13 protein-coding genes are annotated in these 17,538 nt (G+C 64.6%); 5 read left to right on the plus strand and 8 right to left on the minus strand.

Translation table 11 applies throughout. The annotated features are described in order from the left end of the window. Window positions 1–2,684 (minus strand): SpvB/TcaC N-terminal domain-containing protein (locus tag AC3WOE_RS21555; protein ID WP_492693390.1); only part of this gene is annotated, 2,684 nt, incomplete at its 3' end. A gap of 258 nt (window positions 2,685–2,942) precedes the next feature. Here AC3WOE_RS21555 and AC3WOE_RS21560 point away from each other — a divergent pair. Next, a complete protein-coding gene (locus AC3WOE_RS21560; protein WP_492693392.1) occupies window positions 2,943–3,311 on the plus strand; it encodes a hypothetical protein in 369 nt (122 codons plus the stop codon). Window positions 3,312–3,408: 97 nt separating this feature from the next. Here the strand turns inward: AC3WOE_RS21560 and AC3WOE_RS21565 are convergent, their stop codons facing one another. Further along, window positions 3,409–3,672 carry an IS66 family insertion sequence element accessory protein TnpB gene (locus AC3WOE_RS21565; protein WP_492693394.1) on the minus strand — a complete coding sequence of 88 codons (264 nt, stop codon included), beginning with the start codon at window positions 3,670–3,672 and terminating at the stop codon, window positions 3,409–3,411. Continuing rightward, window positions 3,669–5,279, minus strand: coding sequence for a hypothetical protein (locus tag AC3WOE_RS21570; RefSeq protein WP_492693395.1), 1,611 nt, complete (start codon window positions 5,277–5,279; stop codon window positions 3,669–3,671). Before AC3WOE_RS21570 ends, AC3WOE_RS21565 begins: the two co-directional genes overlap by 4 nt. A 621-nt stretch (window positions 5,280–5,900) precedes the next feature. Here AC3WOE_RS21570 and AC3WOE_RS21575 point away from each other — a divergent pair. Next, the gene (locus AC3WOE_RS21575; RefSeq protein ID WP_492693396.1) at window positions 5,901–6,653 is read left to right on the plus strand and encodes a PEP-CTERM sorting domain-containing protein; all 753 of its coding nucleotides are present in this window, start codon (window positions 5,901–5,903) and stop codon (window positions 6,651–6,653) included. A 116-nt stretch (window positions 6,654–6,769) separates the two neighbouring features. Here the strand turns inward: AC3WOE_RS21575 and AC3WOE_RS21580 are convergent, their stop codons facing one another. From AC3WOE_RS21580 to AC3WOE_RS21595, 4 genes are read right to left on the minus strand one after another with little or no spacing between them, the layout of a single operon-like run. Then, the gene (locus AC3WOE_RS21580) at window positions 6,770–8,350 is read right to left on the minus strand and encodes a response regulator (RefSeq protein ID WP_492693398.1); all 1,581 of its coding nucleotides are present in this window, start codon (window positions 8,348–8,350) and stop codon (window positions 6,770–6,772) included. Beyond that, window positions 8,347–8,802 carry a response regulator gene (locus AC3WOE_RS21585; protein ID WP_492693400.1) on the minus strand — a complete coding sequence of 152 codons (456 nt, stop codon included), beginning with the start codon at window positions 8,800–8,802 and terminating at the stop codon, window positions 8,347–8,349. Before AC3WOE_RS21585 ends, AC3WOE_RS21580 begins: the two co-directional genes overlap by 4 nt. After that, window positions 8,768–10,240, minus strand: a complete 1,473-nt coding sequence (locus tag AC3WOE_RS21590) for a sensor histidine kinase (RefSeq protein ID WP_492693401.1) — start codon at window positions 10,238–10,240, stop codon at window positions 8,768–8,770. The genes AC3WOE_RS21585 and AC3WOE_RS21590 overlap by 35 nt, the downstream gene beginning before the upstream one ends. After that, the gene (locus AC3WOE_RS21595) at window positions 10,237–11,265 is read right to left on the minus strand and encodes an ABC transporter substrate-binding protein (protein ID WP_492693403.1); all 1,029 of its coding nucleotides are present in this window, start codon (window positions 11,263–11,265) and stop codon (window positions 10,237–10,239) included. Before AC3WOE_RS21595 ends, AC3WOE_RS21590 begins: the two co-directional genes overlap by 4 nt. Before the next feature lie 218 nt (window positions 11,266–11,483). On the opposite strand from AC3WOE_RS21595, the gene AC3WOE_RS21600 reads away from it, so the two are divergent. From AC3WOE_RS21600 to AC3WOE_RS21610, 3 genes are read left to right on the plus strand one after another with little or no spacing between them, the layout of a single operon-like run. Continuing rightward, on the plus strand, window positions 11,484–12,152 hold the full coding sequence (locus AC3WOE_RS21600) for a methyltransferase (protein ID WP_492693405.1): 669 nt from the start codon (window positions 11,484–11,486) through the stop codon (window positions 12,150–12,152). A gap of 24 nt (window positions 12,153–12,176) precedes the next feature. Next, window positions 12,177–13,415, plus strand: a complete 1,239-nt coding sequence (locus AC3WOE_RS21605; protein WP_492693406.1) for a hypothetical protein — start codon at window positions 12,177–12,179, stop codon at window positions 13,413–13,415. Beyond that, entirely contained in the window at window positions 13,406–14,236 is an 831-nt protein-coding gene (locus AC3WOE_RS21610; RefSeq protein WP_492693408.1) for an arginase family protein, read from the plus strand. The genes AC3WOE_RS21605 and AC3WOE_RS21610 overlap by 10 nt, the downstream gene beginning before the upstream one ends. 211 nt (window positions 14,237–14,447) lie before the next feature. On the opposite strand, the gene AC3WOE_RS21615 is transcribed toward AC3WOE_RS21610, so the two are convergent. Further along, entirely contained in the window at window positions 14,448–17,189 is a 2,742-nt protein-coding gene (locus AC3WOE_RS21615; RefSeq protein ID WP_492693410.1) for an eCIS core domain-containing protein, read from the minus strand. Between the last annotated feature and the right edge of the window lie 349 nt (window positions 17,190–17,538).

Consider the following 17,538-nt stretch of genomic DNA (forward strand, 5'->3'; position numbering starts at 1 on the left):
AGGTTCGTGTAGCCAATCGTGGTCTTGGCGCCAGTCGAGCTCGTCACTGAAACCAGCTGGTCCGGCGGCATAGGGTCAGTCTTGCTGTAGAACTTGTTGTCGCCGGTCAGCGCATAACCAAATCTGTTTTGACCAGCCGCCGTTCGCAGATATTCGGCGCCACCAGTTCCAAGGAAATTTTGAAAATAGTTCCCCCAGCCGTAGTTACCCATACCAAGGGAGCTACCAGTATTCATGAAGGCACCATTGCCAATCGACCTCAAGATGCTATTGCCAATAAGCACATCGCTGCGACCATCGCCATCAACGTCAACCATCCAGTAGAGCGCATTGGGCGTCCAGAAATAGCTCCCAGGCCAGCTATACACGTATGCCGCCCCGCTGGACCAAGATCGAATTCCAAAGGCATCGATCGCCCTGAACAGCGCTAGGGCTCCATTAGCAGTGCATACATAGTCGATTCGACCACTGCCCTGTAGGTCACCAGGGAGCGGACAGTTCGCCTCGTCTATAACGTAGCCGGCAAACGGAAGCACAGTTGCAGTCAAGGGCCCAGCAAATCGCCAGTTGCTCACGCTGGGACTAAGGCTCCAAGCGCCTTGGCCGCGAACCCAACCCTGAAACATTGGGAGCTTGAATCCAAGCACGCCATCGCCCTTGAAGTCCACCAAACTTTGCGGATCCGAAGGTTTTATGAATGGCACCCAATTGCCATTGATCAGAGTATCAGCGTAGGTGTGCGCACCGGGGGAAGCCTGCATACGGGCGTTGGCGCCGGCGCTTTGAGTGGCGGGGTCAGGCGTGAACGCTGGAGTCGCGACTTTGCGAAACGAGCCATCTCCATTCCCAAGCCAAAGCGTGACACCGCAGTCAACCGAAGTATTCAAACACCACAACCCGGGGAAAGGTGCGTCCTCCAAAACAGCTGCGTTGTCAGCCTTGAGCGACAGAATATCCAGATACCCATCGCCATCGAAATCTGCAACCAAATAGTTGGAGAAGTCCTTCCGATAATTATTGCTGACATTGCCGTACTTGTCGGCACCGTCAGACCCCGTAGAACGGCCCAACACAATGGGTTGCTGGGTTGCAGCATCTCGAATGATTTGCTGATCGAACGAGCCATCCCCCCTGGAGAAATAGATATACGATGGCCCGGCGGAAGTCTCAGCGGGACAATACTTGCCAGCGACGTTTGCATCCCAACCGTTAAACGACGGCACGCGAATCAAATCGTCTTTGCCGTCGCGGTTGAAGTCCATGACTTGCGTCTGAACGCAGCTATCCGACTTCTGGTCCGGCCAACCATATTTGCCGGCCAGCACCTTGTCCGTGATATTGAATTGATTCGACGCAGTTCCAGTGGGAATAGAACGGTAATTGCCCAAGCCTTCGCTCAAGAACAGCTTGTTCTCGGCTGGCGTGGATGCCCATCGCAAAATATCAACGCGGCCATCGCCATTGAAGTCCCCCATAAGCGCGCCGTACTTCAACCAAGGCATGCTGGGGTTGTCATCGATGATCAGTGTGTCCAACCCGTTGGCATTGCCCGCCGAGTCCACCAGAGGACGCGAATCTGCCGCCATTGCCACACTGCCGGGGGTGTATCCAAACGACGTGGCCGGCAAGCAGGATTCCGCTCCCGCCGTATTCACACTGCATTCCGAAACGCTGTTCAGGATGCTGCGGCTTGTCGTCGGGCCAGTTCCGTATTGCAGCTTGGTACGGCGCGCAAGTACATCTCCATAACCTGTGACGACAAACGTCTCAACCTTCGAAAGGAGCTTCGTCGACAGTTGCGGCATACCGGCCGCGTACCAAAGCCCTCGATCGCCGTTATAGACTCCCCGATCCACATAGGTTAGAACAACGCTGTTCCGGGTTGGAGGGGTCGCTGCGTAGTCAATGCGGCTCAACAGCCATTCATTCCCTGCTGGCCATCCCATCGAGCCAGGCACAATACCGTTGGGGTCGGTATAAGTGGCCTGTGGCACTGCGTTGATCGCATAGGTGAACTGAACCCAGTTTCCCGAGACATCTGTCACTCGCACCAGCGGCCAAATCATGGTCGTGCCCGAGGTTCCACCCGTCGCGATCACCGGATCAGGCTGCCCGTTGTACTTGTTGGTGCCCGCCGCTCCGTATTCACGCACTTGCCCGTTCGCGCCGATGATCTTGAAGTAGGCCGGACCACCCGTTGAAGCGCTGCCATAGGCACGGACTCGCGTGTTGGAATCCAGTTCCAGTCGAAATTCGCGCACCGCATTTGAGGCGACCGGCGCAGCATCATTGCTTTGCGGGAACGCCAAAGGTTGACCTGCAGCGTTTGTCTGAATCAGGCGTTGCCCATCCAGGCAAAGCTTGTCCGCATCGTTGTAGTTGACCCGCAAGGGGGCACCGTCCACCACCTTGGAGGGAGCACACCGGGCGATGACAGACACGCCGCCGAGACTCCATCCCACGCCTGCGAGGCCCTGACGTTCCCCGGTGTAGTTCAGGGACAGCTTGGGTTGCAGGCCGCTGGCACCCGGGGGCACGGCGATGTCATAGCTGAAGCTGGGACTGCCGCTTTGAGAGACATCAACACCCGCGGCGAAAACACCGCAAGGCACGGCTACCGTCAGCGCCACACAAATTGCAAACGCGCGCTTATCCAGGACGCAAGCGCCCACCCATCCGTTCATGAATGCCTCCCTCGGCGGATCAGGACCGGCGACCCATCATGGGCACCGACTTCATGTGTGCGCAGCGGACCTATGCCCACCATGCATGTACACAAATTGTGCGGCACGTAGGAGCCGTTCCCGTCCCCGGATTCACCCGCAGGCAAACCCTAAAACAAGAGTCACACTGAAGTAAGAATGAGGCGACGGCCTCCTGGCCAGGATCTCACGACGTGCACCGCGTCTTCATTGAGCAATCGATAGGATCAAATGGCCCTCATGGACGCCCCCTCCGCCACGGTCAACATGTCGAACGCTGACCTTGCTGGCGCCGCGAAGGCAATCAAAGATCTAGACGCCCTCGTAACCGGGGTCTTGAAGACCCTGCCTACTTCGAACCCGTGGCAACGGCAAACGCGATCGCAGCTGCACGTTGTCGACAGACACATCGAAGTGCTCAGACTGACGATCGCCCTTGAGCGAGCAACTTCCGAGGTTGCCCATGCTGCTCTAGAAATTCAGACCGCGATGCGGTCTGCTGAGGCCTTTGTTCAGGGGAGCCGCGCCGACATACACACCAAAGCAGCGCTGCAGTTGGCGGCCAAGTTGGCAGAGCGCGTAGTCAAGCTACTGACTAGCCAACCGTAAAAGGCGCGGCTGAGCGATCCATGGCCGCCAGCATGGTTGGCCGCTGATTGCATGAGCCCAAGTGGCTCGACCGCCAGCCACACCGAGTCGACGCGGATCACCGCAGCAACTCGCGGGTAAATGCAGCCAACTCAGCTGCAGCGCCCATCGGCCACAGCACCTTGATAGTGACTGCGCCGCGGCGCAGTTCAATCTCGACGATGCGCTCGTCGGTCTTGGCCTGCGCCATAGGTGCAACGGCTACCGGAACAAATTCTGACCGAGCGATGGCTGGTGCCTCACGCTCCGCCGGCTCGCGCCAGCCATACACGATGTTGGCGTTGATGCCGTGAGAAAGCGCGACCTCGCGCTTACGCTTCAACCATGCCCGTCGGAGGAGTGGCTCGCCCCTTCGCCATTCGGGTGCGCGTGCTCCGCATGTTGCTGCTGTGGCTGCTGCCGCTGAGCTGCCCGCTGCTGCTCGGCGTGCGCGGCGGCCTCTCGCTGAGCCTGCTGCGCATGTTGGTGTTCTGCCTGCATCCGCTGCTGCTGCGCTTGCTGCTGCTCGCGCTGATGGGCCTGTGCTTCGAGCTGGGCGCGCTGTTGTTGCTGGGCTTGCGCAGCACGTGCCTCGGCCTGGGCATGCTCGCGCTGCGCTTGTTGCTGCTGGCGAGCCTGTCCGTCGGCCTGCGCTCGCTGTTCTTGCCGAGCTTGCGCCGCACGAGCGTCGGCCTGGGCACGCTCTCGCTGCACTTGTTCACGCTGTCGGGCCTGCGAGTCGGCTTGGGCGCGTTGCTGCTGAAGCTGCTGCAGTTCGCGTTGCTGCGCGGCGGATTGCTCCTGAGCGTGCTGCTGCTTCTGCACAGCAGCTTGTGCCTGAGCTTGCTCGGCTTGCCTTTGATGCTGTTGCTGCTGGGCGTGTTGTTGGGCCTGTGCCGAGGTCTGGGCTTGTTGGCGATCCCCCTCCTGCCGTGTGCGCAGGTTCTGCTGCTCGGTCGCCATGACCGGCGATTGCAGCGCCTTGGCCTGGCCTGCGGTGACATTCTTTGGCCCCGCCTCAAACGCTGGCGTGGCGGCATGCTGTGGTGGCACGACGGGCGCATGCGCCAACTGGCCGATTTGCGTTGGCGAGATCACGGCCACGGGGTGCGTGGGCACGGCGGGCATGCCGCGCACCTTTTGAGGCGGCGGCAGAGCGGCCACGGTGCGACCCGGCACGTAGGCCTGCACGGCGGCATGTGAGGTGGGGACAGGTGCGCGCACCTGAACCACGGGCTTCAGGGCAGCGGCGAGGTGAGCCTGGTGGGGCACAGTGGCCTGGAAGGCATGGCCACTGGCGGTGGCAGCCGCGGGCGCCTCGATGATGACGTTGGTCACGTTGCGAACGTTGGTGACGTTGTAGTTCGTGACCCGGTTGTCGTTGACGACGGTGTTGTGGCTGTTGACGTTCACGTCGCCGCGAATGCGCATGCCGGCCTGCATCACCGGCGGCGCACTGACGATGACGGCCGGAGGCGTGCCCACGGGCGCGGGGATGATGATGCCGGGCCGCGACCCCGGCGGCGGCGGGATGAAGATGCCCGCGGGGCCGCTCGGCGGCGGGCCGACGACCACGTTGGCGCTGACGTAGGCCCAGGGAATGGGGCGGTCGTAGGCGGGCGCGATGAACTCAACGTCGGGCCGCGACCAGTAGCCCGGCACGAAGATGACGCGTTCGTCGCGATGCTCGTAGTAGGGCTGAACCCACACGTAGCGCGGGCGCGGCGGCACGACCCAGCGGCCGGCGCTCCACACCCAGTCGCCCTGCCACGTCCAGTAGCCGCCCGTCCACGTGGCGTCGGGCGTGGGCGGCGGCGGGATGTCCTCCACCAACATGGGCGGCGGCGCCCAGCCGATGGCCACGGGTTCGGGCTGCTCCAGCGGCGCGTCCACGAAGATGCTGATGACGGCGCCAAGGTCATAAAGCCAGCCGGGGCTGCTGTCCTGCACGACGACGGCGCCGCTGATCTGGGCTTGCGCGGGCATGGCCACAGCGGTCAGCAGCGTGGCGGCGGCGACTCCCATGGCGGCTGCAAGAGGCCGGAGGGAGCGTGTGCGGCGAATGTTCATGGCAGGGTCCTCTTCAATTGAAGCTCATGCGAAGCGCGTACCACGGATGCGGTGCCGCGTCGTCTCCCCTATGAAACTCGATGGCGCAGTGGGCGGTTGTCAGACGGGGCCTTGTAGGCGTATCCGGGCGTATCCGGTCAGCTTCCTGAAACCCCGTGGCTATGCGGCATGGCCGTGGGGCGGTGCCTGCACTTCAGCGCTGCGGCGCTGGCCAGGTCGGACGAAGGTATCGGCGAATCTCGCGTTGGGAGAGCGAACCGGTGTTGGAAGCTGCACAACGCCAGCTCGAAAAGCATCCCGATGCAATGACGGTACGCGCCGAACGGTTGCGCGACGACACAACCTGGCCTGTCAGTTTGTGCAGCCCCACAGCGGCCATTTCGCCGCACGCCGAGTCGCGGGGGCCGGGCGCTGGAACTTGCGGACCGGCGCTGCCACTCATCCGCACGTTCGACGGAGGCGGCAGCGATGTGCGGGACGACAGCAACTTGGCGGGGAGTGATGCAGGCGATGGCGGTCGTCGGGGCGGTGGCGGCCTGCGTGCCGGCGGCCGCGGAACCGATCTTCATCACCAGCGGCCTGACGGCGCGCGCGACGGCTACGGTGGGAAGCCAGCCGCAGGTGGTCGACAGCCAGTCGCTAACCGTTGCGGCGCCTCTAGGCACGTCCCGGCTTGACGTCTCGGCATACGCGCAAAGCGGATCCACCGACCGCAGCACCCAGGTCTCGGCCCGCATCGAGATCAACGTCGACTGGAATGGCGCCGACAACGGCAGCCTGCTGCTCAGGCAGAGCTTCGGCGGCGTGTCCCACGGCATCAGCGGCGAAGCCTTCGCCACCTCGCTCTCGTTCGGGCCGCCGCTGTGGAGCTACACGCTCCAGGCGGACAAGGACGCCCGCCTGCTGTTCCGCTACGACGTGAACGTGGACGAGTCCCTGGGCGGCGCACGCGACGGCGGCTACACCTTCCTGTTCGACGGCGTGGCCGCCCACTCGCTGCTGGCCGGAACGAACGGCTTGCTCGACATCGCGCTGCTGGCGGGCGAGACCCACACGATCGGCGTGCGCAACATCGTCGGCGGCTTCCTGGTGTCGGGCGACAGCCGCTTTAGCGCCGGCTACGACGGTTTCTTCCAGTGGTCAATCGCGGACCTGCCGGCGCCGGCCACCGTGCCGGAGCCCACCACCCTGCCCCTGGTCGGCCTGATGCTGGCCGTGGGCGCCGCAGTGCGCCGCCTGCAGCCGGCGCGCTGACGGCCCCGAAGACCGAAGTGCCGCACTCACAGTGCCGCATGTCCTCTTTCGGGAGAACGCGATGAACGGCTGCTCCTGGCAAAGCAGATCGGCAAACATGGAATGCCCTTCGAAGTTCATCTCTCAGCGGCTAGCAGCCGCCCGACCAGCACGGCCAGTTCACGGAAGGTGTCTTCCTTCTCCAGCACGGCAAGCACGCCCACGGCCCTGGCTTGTTCGCGCAGCTCGTCGGTGATCAATCCTGAGCTGATCACCACCGGCAGGTCGGGGCGGATGGCGGCGATCTCGCTCGCCACCTCCAGGCCCGAGCGGCCAGGCATGTTGTAGTCGGTCACGACCAGATCCACCGCGTCGGGCGCGCCGCCGATGGCCGCCAGCGCAGCGGCCGAGTCGGTGAAGCCGCTGCAGCGGTAACCCGCCCGCTCCAGCAGGCGCTCGACGACTAGCATGACAGTCTCATCGTCATCGACATAGATCACGTGCTCGCCGTTCCCGAGCGAGGGCGCATCCGACACGCGCTCCACTTTCGTCGCCGACAGCGGCGGGTTGACGGCAGGCAAGTAGAGGTCGAAGGTGCTGCCCTGGCCGGGCATGCTGATCACGGCAATGCTGCCTTGATGGGCGACGACTATGCCGTGCACGACCGATAGGCCCAACCCGGTGCCCTGCCCGGTCGGCTTGGTCGTGAAGAAGGGCTCGAAAATGCGCTCTCGCGTCGCGGCGTCCATGCCCATGCCCGTATCACTGACCCACAAATGGGCATAGGCACCCGCCACCAGCCCGGACAGGGCCCGCGCCGTGGTCGCATCCAGATGGACCGCCTCCAGCCCGATGACAATCCTGCCGCTATCGCCGCGCAGCGCATGCCAGGCATTGGTGCTCAGATTCATCAGCACTTGCTGGAGTTGGGTAGCGTCGCCATCCACATGCACGGGTTCGTCGCTCAGCTTCAACTCGAGTTCGACCCCTGCCGGCAGCGTCGCGCGCAGCAAGCCATAGGTTTCATCTACGATCGGCCGCAGCGCGACATTGCGCAACTGCTGCGGCTGGCGGCGACTGAAAGTCAGGATCTGGCGGACGAGGTCGCGTGCCCGCAGGCCGGCCTTCTGGATCTCGCCCAGCATCACCAGCACGGGATGGCCGGCAACGAGTTCCCCACGCGCCAGCTCGACATTGCCCAGGATGGCGCTGAGGATGTTGTTGAAGTCATGGGCGATGCCGCCGGCGAGCGTGCCCAGGGACTCCATCTTCTGGGCCTCGCCGAGCTGGACCTCGAAGCGCCTCAGTTCGGCCTCCGCCTCACGGTGCGCGGCCCGCCGCGCGGCCTGGACCAGCTCGCGCTCGACCACCGGCGCCAGCCGGCTCATGTTGTCCTTCATCACGTAGTCGTTGGCGCCGGCTTTCATCGCGACCACGGCCGTCTCCTCACCGATGGTGCCGGAGACGAAGATGAAGGGGATGTCCAAACCGGTGGTACGAAAGGTGTTGAGCGCTTCCAGGCCGCTGAAGCCCGGCATGCTGAAGTCGGAGATCACCGCGTCCCAGGGGCCTTTCACAAGGGCCGACTGCAACGCTGCCAGGTCCTGGACGCGGTGGCATTCGGGCGCGAAACCAGCGCGACGCAACAGGCGCATCGCCAGGCGGAGGTCGTTCTCCGAGTCCTCGACGGCGAGGATCCTGATCGGCCGTTCATTCATGACGAGACCGGCCGCGGCGGCAACTGGTTGAGAGCCAGCCAGTAGATGCCGAGCACCTTGACCGCCTCGACGAACTCGGTGAAGTCGACGGGTTTGCGAACGTAGCTGTTGGCGCCCAGCTTGTAGCCCGAGACGATGTCCTGCTCCTCCTTGGACGAGGTCAGGATCACCGCCGGCAGCAGCGCCGTGCGGGGGTCGGCGCGCAGCGCCTTGAGCACGCCTAAGCCGTCGAGCCTGGGCAGCTTCAGGTCGAGGATGATCAGCGTCGGCAGCGCGGCGCCCGCGCGCTCGACGTGGGCGCCGCGCGCGAACACGAAATCAAGCGCTTCGACGCCGTCACGGGCGACGACCAGCGGGTTCATCAGATGGCTGCGCTTGAACGCGCGCAGCGTCAGCGCGACATCGTCCGGGTTGTCTTCAACCAGCAGGATGACCTTGCTCTCGTCGTTCATCGGTTGGCTCCAGGATGCGGAAGAAGAAGCTTGCCCCTTGCCCGAGGCTGGCCTGCGCCCACAGCGGCCAACCATGGCGGCGCAGCACGCGCTGGACAATCGCCAGGCCTACGCCGGTGCCAGGGAAATCGCTTTCGTGATGGAGGCGCTGGAAGGCGCCGAACAGGCGATCGGCATAGGCCATGTCAAAGCCGGCACCGTTATCGGCGACAAAGCAGATGCGGTCACCGCCTTCGCGGCGCGTGCCCACGCGGATGACGGCGTCGGCGACCTTGCCCGTGAATTTCCAGGCGTTGTCGAGCAGATTCTGCAAGGCGATATGGATCAACTCCCGGTCGGCATGCACCTTGATGCCCTCGTCGATCTCCCAACGCACGCCGCGCTCCGGTTGACTGCGGTCCAGGTGGGCCGCCATGTCGCGGGCCATCGCGCTGATGTCCACCTCCTGGATGCGCAGCTCGGCCCGCGTCACGCGCGCCAAGCCGAGCAGTTCGTCGATCAGGCGCCCCATGCGCTGGCTCGCCGCGCGGATGCGTTGCAGGCTGTCGCGCGCCTCTTCGTCAAGTTGCTCGCCGTAGTCCTCGAGCAGGGCCTGCGAGAAGCCATCCATGCTGCGCAGCGGGCTGCGCAGATCGTGCGAGACCGAGTAGCTGAAGGACTCCAGCTCGGTGTTCAGCGAGACCAGCTCCCGGTTGCTGAGCTCGAGCTGGCCGAAGGAGTCGCGCAGCGCACGCGTCATCGCGTCAAAGTGGCGCGCCATCTCACCGAGCTCGTCGGCACTGCCGACATCCAGCTCGAACGACCAGTTGCCGGCTGCCACTTCGCGCGTGGCCTGCTCCAGCCTGGCGATCGGGCGCAGTACGTCGCGCCGGAAGACCCAGACGGCGGCGCCCGTGATCAACGCCATCAGAGCCAGGCCCGCAGCCGTCACGAGGACTACGCGCCTTTGCGTTTCGTCGATGCGCAAGCCCGCGTCGTCGATCAGCTGAGCCGCGCCAACGAGGCTTCTTTGCTGGAGGATCAGCAGCCGGCTGGAAACCTGGATCTCAAAGCGCCGCTGGATCTCGTCGGCAACGCCACCGGCACCCTGCGCGGGCTCGACCTCAGCGAACAAGCGGTGGCTGGCCTCGCCGTTCTCGCGCAGATCGGCCAGCGTCCTGGCCGCAGCCTCGTCGAGATGGGCTGGCCGGTCCAGCAGGCCCTCAAGACGCTGCCAGACGGCCTGCTCCTGCAGGCGCGCGCGGTCCCGCCGGTTCAGCAGGTATTCGAAGGTCACCATGCGCATGTCGTTGAGCGCACTGGCAATCGCCGCGCTGTGGCGGCGCTGCTCGACGGCCGCGCTGACCTGGGTATTGGCCCAGGCGATGCTGGCGGCGATCAGCGCCATGGCGCCAAACATCAGCGCCGCGGCAACTCGGGCCTTGCTGCTGATCTTCATCGCACCACCGTCACCCGTCCCGGGCTCGCGGCCAGCAGGGCCTCGAGACTGAGATGGGACAGGAAGTTGGGCGTTGGCTGCGTGGGCGCATAACCGCGGGCCATCGCCCAGCCCGCCACGTCCTCGAGCGTGACCAACTGGGCCTGCTGCTGATCGACCTCGAGATCCAGCGCCTGCCAGGCCGGCTCGATGGCGTCGGGACTGAGGTTCAGGCGTGCGGCCAGCAGCGTCTTCGCCTGCAAGGGCTCGATCTGCACGAAGCGCTCGGCATCCAGCAGCGCCAGCAGCAGGCGGCGCAAAGCCTCGCCGCGGGTCGACAGAAACTCGCTGCGGCCGACCAGTACATAGTTCTGCGCATAAGCATCGGGGGCGCTGTACGAAACGATGGCGCTGCCCAGGGCCACCTCGGCTTCGTGGCGGACCGGCTGCCAAGCGGCGACTGCATCCACGCTGCCGTCACGCAGAGCGGCCGTCAGACGAGTCGGCGGCAGGTCCACCAGCACCAGCGACTGCGGCGCCAAGCGGTGGCGCACCATGAATGCCCAAAGGAAGTATTCGCCGCTAGTGCCGAGAGTGACCCCCACCCGGTGGCCCTGCAGATCGGCTGGCGAGCCGATTCCACGGTCCCGGCGCGCGAGCACCGCCAACTCGTTGGAGGCGCTCGCCACCGCAGCCGCAATGCTCAGCGGCGCGCCTTTGAGCACCTCTATGACGATGGGCACGTCGGCCGCGGCAGCGAGATCGGCGCCGCCGCGCTGGAGTTCGGCCAGCGCCGCCTTGCCGTGGGTCTGCGGAAGAACCGTCACCGCCAGGCCGCGTTCGGCGAAGAAGCCCCGCGCTGCCGCGATGTGCAGCAAGCCGGCGTGCGGTGCCTGGGGAAGCGCGATCGAGAGGCTCTCCGCCACCAGAGGCGGTCCCTTACGGCGCCGGCCCATGCCATATGACCCGGCGAGCAAGGCAAGCACGGCCAGACCTATCCAATGACGACGATTCAGGCTTCGGTCTACTGGGGTCGGAGCGGTCATCTGGTCCTCCCAAACCCAACACGCCAAAGCAAAAAGCAACCCGTATAACGGGTTACGTGCGCTGTCCACATCCGTTCGAACGAAGAGTACGGGCATGGCTCCCGTCTTGCAAGAACTGTTGCGCCCCAAGCGACCTAACCTGTCAAAAAGGTGGCATCCAGCATTCTGCCGTTGCCAGTTCCTACAAATCCGGCAATGCTTGCGGCCGGAGGTGGCAGATGGACTTGGCTAGCTTTACCGACCAGTGGCAGGCCCAGCGACAGCAGCTCTTCAAGTCAGTGCCGCCCGAGGGCCGGAAAGTCCACTATCTGGACAAGGAGTTCCTGGTCTATCCCGACACCTTCTGGCCCTTTGCCGACAGCCTGCCGCTGGTCAGAAATTTCAGGGTCACCCCCGGCGAAAGCGTGCTGGACGTGGGCACGGGCTCGGGCGTCATCGGCATCTTTGCCTGCTACCAGGGCGCGGGCCGGGTGGTGGGCGTGGACATCAACCCGGCCGCCATCCAGAGCGCTACCCATAACGCCGAGATGCATGGCTTTGCCGGCACCATGCAGCTGCTGCAGTCCAATCTTTTCGAGGCGCTGGGCGGCGAGCAGTTCGACGTCATCACCGCCAATCTGCCGTTCCGGAACAAGCCGGCGCACGATGTGGTGGCCATGTCCCAGTGGGACACCGGCTTCAGGACCAACACCCGTTTCTTCGAAACCGTGGGGCGCCACCTGAAGCCTCACGGACGCATCTATTTCGTGCAGTCAAACTTCGGCGAGATCGAGGCCGTCCAGAGGCTCGCACGGGCGGCGGGCCTGCTGACCGTGGAACTGGCCAGCGAAGCCATCGACGAAACCCGGCGCCAGCAGTTCTTCGTCTACGAGATGAAGCGGGGCTGACCGCCGGACTGACACAAAGCCGCCATGGACAGCCTCCTGCAGGCCATCAATTCGCGGCGCGCCGTGCCCCGAACGGCGTTGGGCTCAAGGGTGCGCCGGGTGGCCGTCATCCTGTCCGGCTCACGCGGCGGTTCCAGCCTCGTCAAGGAGGCCCTGGCCCGGCACCCAGGCATAGCCTCGCTGGACGGGGAGGTGGACCCTTTGCTGGCCCTGACCGGCAACGGCTTCAACCAGAACTCGGACAGCGATTGCATCACGCGCGTGGCCAATGCCGAGGACTTGGCCAGCAACATCCTGGACGAGATCTCCTTCGAGTCGCCCAACCTGCTCGACACCGCCTCGCTGCTCAGGAAATGGAGGAACCGGCTGCTGCTGCAGTTTCCTGCCCATTTTCTGCAAGCCGGTGCCGACCAAGGCCTGGAGGAGTCGCTCAGGGCAGCGCTCTGCCAGTTCGACCGGGGCGACCGCCGCAGCGAAGCCGAGCTCCAGCAACTGGTGCTCTCCACCGTGTTCGGCGCGGAACCCTGGCGGCTCAACTACTACGACGGCCAGTCCGCTGCCGGCACGGGCATGCATTTCGACCAGCCCCTCAAGATCGAGGAGCCGCCCTTCGTGGTGCCCACGCTCAGGCGGCGGCCCTTGGCCGCGGCCGATGCAGGGGACGCCGTGCTGCTGTTCAAGTCTCCGCCCGACGCCTACCGCATCGGCATGTACGAGCAGCTCTTCCCGAATGCCGAGCTGACCTATATCCATCTGACCCGGGGCTTCGCCCAGGCCGTCAACGGTCTCATGGACGGCTGGCTCTACCCGCTGGGATTCTTCTCGCACGACCTCGGCAAGATCGGCTGCGAGCTCGCCATCCCGGGCTATTCCGACACCGTGGCCTTCGGCCGCAGATGGTGGAAGTTCGACCTGCCGCCCAACTGGCGCCGCTTCACCCACGCGAAGCTAGAGGACGTTTGCCTGAACCAGTGGCACTCCCTGCACCAAGCCATCCTGCAAAGCCGGGTCTGCAGCCTGCGCGTATCCTTTGAAGACTTCATCGCCCATCCAGTGGCGACGCTGAGGTCAATCACCGACCACCTGGGCCTGTCCGCCATGGCCCTGCCCGGCACGCTACCCGTGAAGATGGCCACCGAGCCGCCATGCTCCAGGCGCTGGCACAAGCGAGCTGAGTTGCTGCAGGACCTGGGCCGGCGGGCACACGTGGGCGAGATGATGGACAGGCTCGGCTACTCCATGGATCCCGACACATGGTTGTGAACGCCAGGCTGCTGCTGCCCTATCTGATGGGCCAGCGTCGCGACGGCCTGCGGCGCGTGCTGGACATCGACTCCCATGCCTGGGACGTGTTGGCGCTGGACAGCCTGCACGAGACCCGCATCGACGATCCCATTGAGAAGCTGCGCAACTTGGGCACCCTTTATGCGCTGCTGGCCACGCGAGTTGCCGAACTGGCCCGCAGCGGGCGTAGGCCGGTGAGCCTCGCCGGCGACTGCGTCTCCAGCCTTGGCATGCTGGCCGGGTTGCAGCAGGCTGGCAACCCGCCCGAGCGCGTGCTCTGGCTGGACGCCCATGGCGACTTCCACACCTGGTCCAGTAGCCAGACCCAGTACATCGGCGGCATGCCCCTTGCCCTGTTTGTCGGCCGGGTCGACCACGACCTCGACCCGCGCAGCCAGGCGGCCCGCGCCTGCCTGGCCACCATAGGCGTGCAGGCCTACCCGCAACGTCAGATCGTCCTCGCCGATGCGCGCGACCTGGACCCCGGTGAACGCGAAGCCCTGCTTGGGTCCCAGATCCTGTGCTGCCCGCTCGACGAAGTGCTGGGGCAGTTGCATGCGCAGGAGCGAATCTACCTGCACTGGGACACCGACGTCATCGACGATCCATCCAAGATGCCTGCACTCAAATACCATGTCCAACGCGGCCCCCGCGCCGCCGACATTGCCGAGCTTTTCCGCGCACTGCGCTGCTACAACGTCGTCGCCATCTCCGTCTCAGCATGGCATGCGGAACTGGACACCGACAACCAGACCGCCCAGGCCTGCCTGGATATCTTGAACGTGTTGCTCGACGCCTGATGCCTTGCCGCCTCAAGGTGCGAAACGTGCAATCCGACGTGGTTCACCCTGCGTCAGGATCGCGCTCACTCCGGTACTCGCCGGCGCCGTCGTCTTCGAACCCGCAGATCTACCGCGCTATGTGGATCGCCGAGCAGAGTAATGCAGGTTCAGCGCAATCAAGCGGCGCAGGATCTCGTTTCTGGCAATGGTCGTTCTGCATTCGCCACGTTCAGTCAACGCCGAGCAGCTTGTAAAGGTGCAATGCGACCGATGGCTCCTTGCGACCGAGCGCCTCGATCGAGTCGGTCCATGTGATCCGGTGCTGCATCACGAATATCTTTGGGTCGATCGCTTCCGGCGACCAAGTGTTGTCGATGACCACCGTCTTGATCTGGTCAATGATGCCGCTAACGCGCAGGCTGCCCTTCAGAGTCGGATCACTCAACAACTTGGACAACTGGGTGTAGTCCCCCCGTTCGAGCATCCCGCAGAGCTTGTCGACAGCGAGCGGTGCGCGCTCGCTGTCAAGCTTGGCGCCGTACCAGGAGCGCTCCTCGATATCTCGGACGGACGTCGCCGAGGACTCGAATATGCGTACCGGGGATATTGGAAACAGTTTCTGCGGCGGGTGCGGCCGCGATTGGTACCCGAGAAGCGTCTTCCCATGCCGTTGTTCGGCGGCCAGATCGCCCTTGGACTTCGCGTCAAGCAGTTCGTGCACCACGTATGGCACCGAAGACGACAACTGCGATTCGATCAGCTGGAACATCGAAACGCCCCCTGGCGCGTTCTCGACAAGGTTGTCGGCGAATCGGATCAATTCTGCGTTGCGGAACAAGTCAGACGGGGGGATCGCGTTCACGGCGATGTTCGCGCGCGTGAGCATGACTTTTGATTTGATCAAGAACGCATTTGCGAGCGCGAAGGACGCATCCAGCGCGCGTTTGACGTCTCCGACATTGGTGTCCTGAAGGAACATGAGCGACGCCTTGTCCGTGCGCCAACCCTCCATCGCGGTCGACACCGTGGACAGGAGGTTGAGATGGCGCAGCGCGCCGATCTCGAACTCGTGTAACTCCGAGAGCACCGCCTCCCATGCGTTCCCGAGCGTGGAATCGTCGACGGCCGTGTTGACACCCGCGCCCGTCATGAGCTTGAACAGGTCGGCACCGTCGCGCAGGTTTGGGCGCAGATCGTTCTCGTGGGTGAGGACGACCTGGTCGAACATCACAGGCGTCGTCTCTTCAGCCTCGCCGTCGAGTTTGTTCGACGCGCTTGGGGCCACCGCATCTTTGCCAGAGAGCTTCGCGTAGTCTGACGGCTGGGAGATGTTGATTGACGAGGTGCCGAGTGGCTTTGTCTTGCCGTCCGACTTGTAGACATCGATGCGCGCGTCGATGCGGCTCGGATAGGCGATTCCGCTTACCGAATCCGTGCCCTCGGTCACTTCAACCTCGTACCGAATCCAGCCGCGCTCGTTGTTGACTATTTTTTTCGCGGGCGTCTCGATGCTGGAGGACATCTGCGAATTCGCCGTTCGCGGAATGGGGGCGAGGTTGGCGGACAGGTTGCCGGGGCCACCAAGGTGATCGTTCAGCAAATGGCCCGCGATGTACGGCTCTGCCTTCGGATTCTTGATTGTCTTGGTTGCCTTAGGTGTCGACGCGGTCTCGAGTTTCTTCACCCGCATCGCCGCCGTGGCGTCCTGCGGCGCGGAGCCGAGCGGGTGATCCGGGCCGAGCTTGTCGGCGACGACACGCTGGCCGTCGCCGCTCGCGCGCGTTGGGTGCCAACGGATTTGTGTCTGCCATTCCGCAGATGCCGGCGCCACACCCGCGGATGCCGTGTTTGCCACGGCCGCGCCGCCCCACTTGGCGCGGTCGGTTTCGATCGGCGTGTCCCACAGCACGTAAGCGACGGGGAAGCCGGTGATGCGATCGAGAGCCTCGCACTGCAGCCTGACCCGGTTCGCGAGGCCGTCTCCGCCAAACGTTGTGTTCGCCACGATCCGCACGGCCGCCTTCTGCGCGAGGTCGGTCATCTGCGATTGGACAGCGGCGAGCTTGACGAGCGCTGCGGGAGGCAAATACAGCATGTTCTCGTCGATCGCCGCGCCGAGGAGCGCGGCTGGCACGACATAGGCACCTTTGTGCCCACCCGGGTGCGCAGCCGGCTCGGGCAGAGCGCCGCGCGATGCGTCGAAGTACTGTGGCGGTACGGTCATGCTCAGCTTCAGGAGTTGCTTGTGCTGTGAGCTGAGATCGGACGCGAGCTTCGCGTTCGTCGAGAGCACCGCACCGCTTCCCTCTGCCGCGAACCCGCCGCCAGGCGCCAGCTTCGGCTTGGTCTTGTGCTCGGCCCAGTCGAATTTCTCGGCCTTGCGGCCGATCGACGCGCGGCTCGTGAGTTTTGCTTGCGCGGCGGTACCCAGCGACGCTGCGCGTGGCGTGTGCGCCGTTGCAGGCGCATTGGTGCTCGCGCCGGGCGTGGCGTGGCGCGCTTGCGTGGCGAGCTGGTCGGCGCGCGCTTCGCGAGCGGGATCGTCGGCGAGCGGCATCCCGTCGAGCGCCGTGTTTGGCGGCGCATCTCCGATGCCGATGTTGTCAACGACGTGGCCGAGTTCGTGTTCTATCGCCTCGCGGTCGCTCGTGTCAGCGACGATGACCTGGCGGCCATGGGAGAGACCTCGCACGCCGTGGTGGGCGATCATCCCGACCACGTGCATGCGCACCGAGGTCAGATCCACCTGGTGCGCCGCCTCGAAGCGCCGCCGGATATCGCCAGGTAGTGCACTGCATGGCGCCTCGGAGGCGATGTCTTCGAAGTGGCCCGGAAGGTCGTGAGTCCTGTCGCCTTCGAAAGACTCTTGCGGGGAAGCAAGGGCGGTGGACGACGCGGCGCGATTGAACACAGCGTCGAGTGCCTGCCGCTGCGCCACGATGCGCGGCGAACGGTCGATCGCCGCTTGCACGGCGCCGTGCCGAGGCGCAATTGCACGAGCTGTGGCGCCGACAGGCGCCGGCTCACATGTCACGGCCACAGCCTCGCTCGGCGCCGTACCGTGACTGGAACTACGGGTCTGCATCGAATGGCCCTCTGCGCATAGGTCTTTCCACCAGCGGAGCTCGATGATCGGACCGGCAGATGCTCGTCGCCATCAGCAAACTGCGGACTTTGCGCTTCCAGAACCCCAGGGCGGCCTGATGGAGTGCCAGCGCAAGAGCCGGTGTGATGTCAGTCGCCCAAACGCATGGACGGCGGCGCCCCGCAGCTTCCAGCGAGGCGAGGTCCTCGGCACTGAGGGGCGCGGCGACCGCTGC

It is taken from the genome of Roseateles sp. FW305-36 (assembly GCF_058787015.1).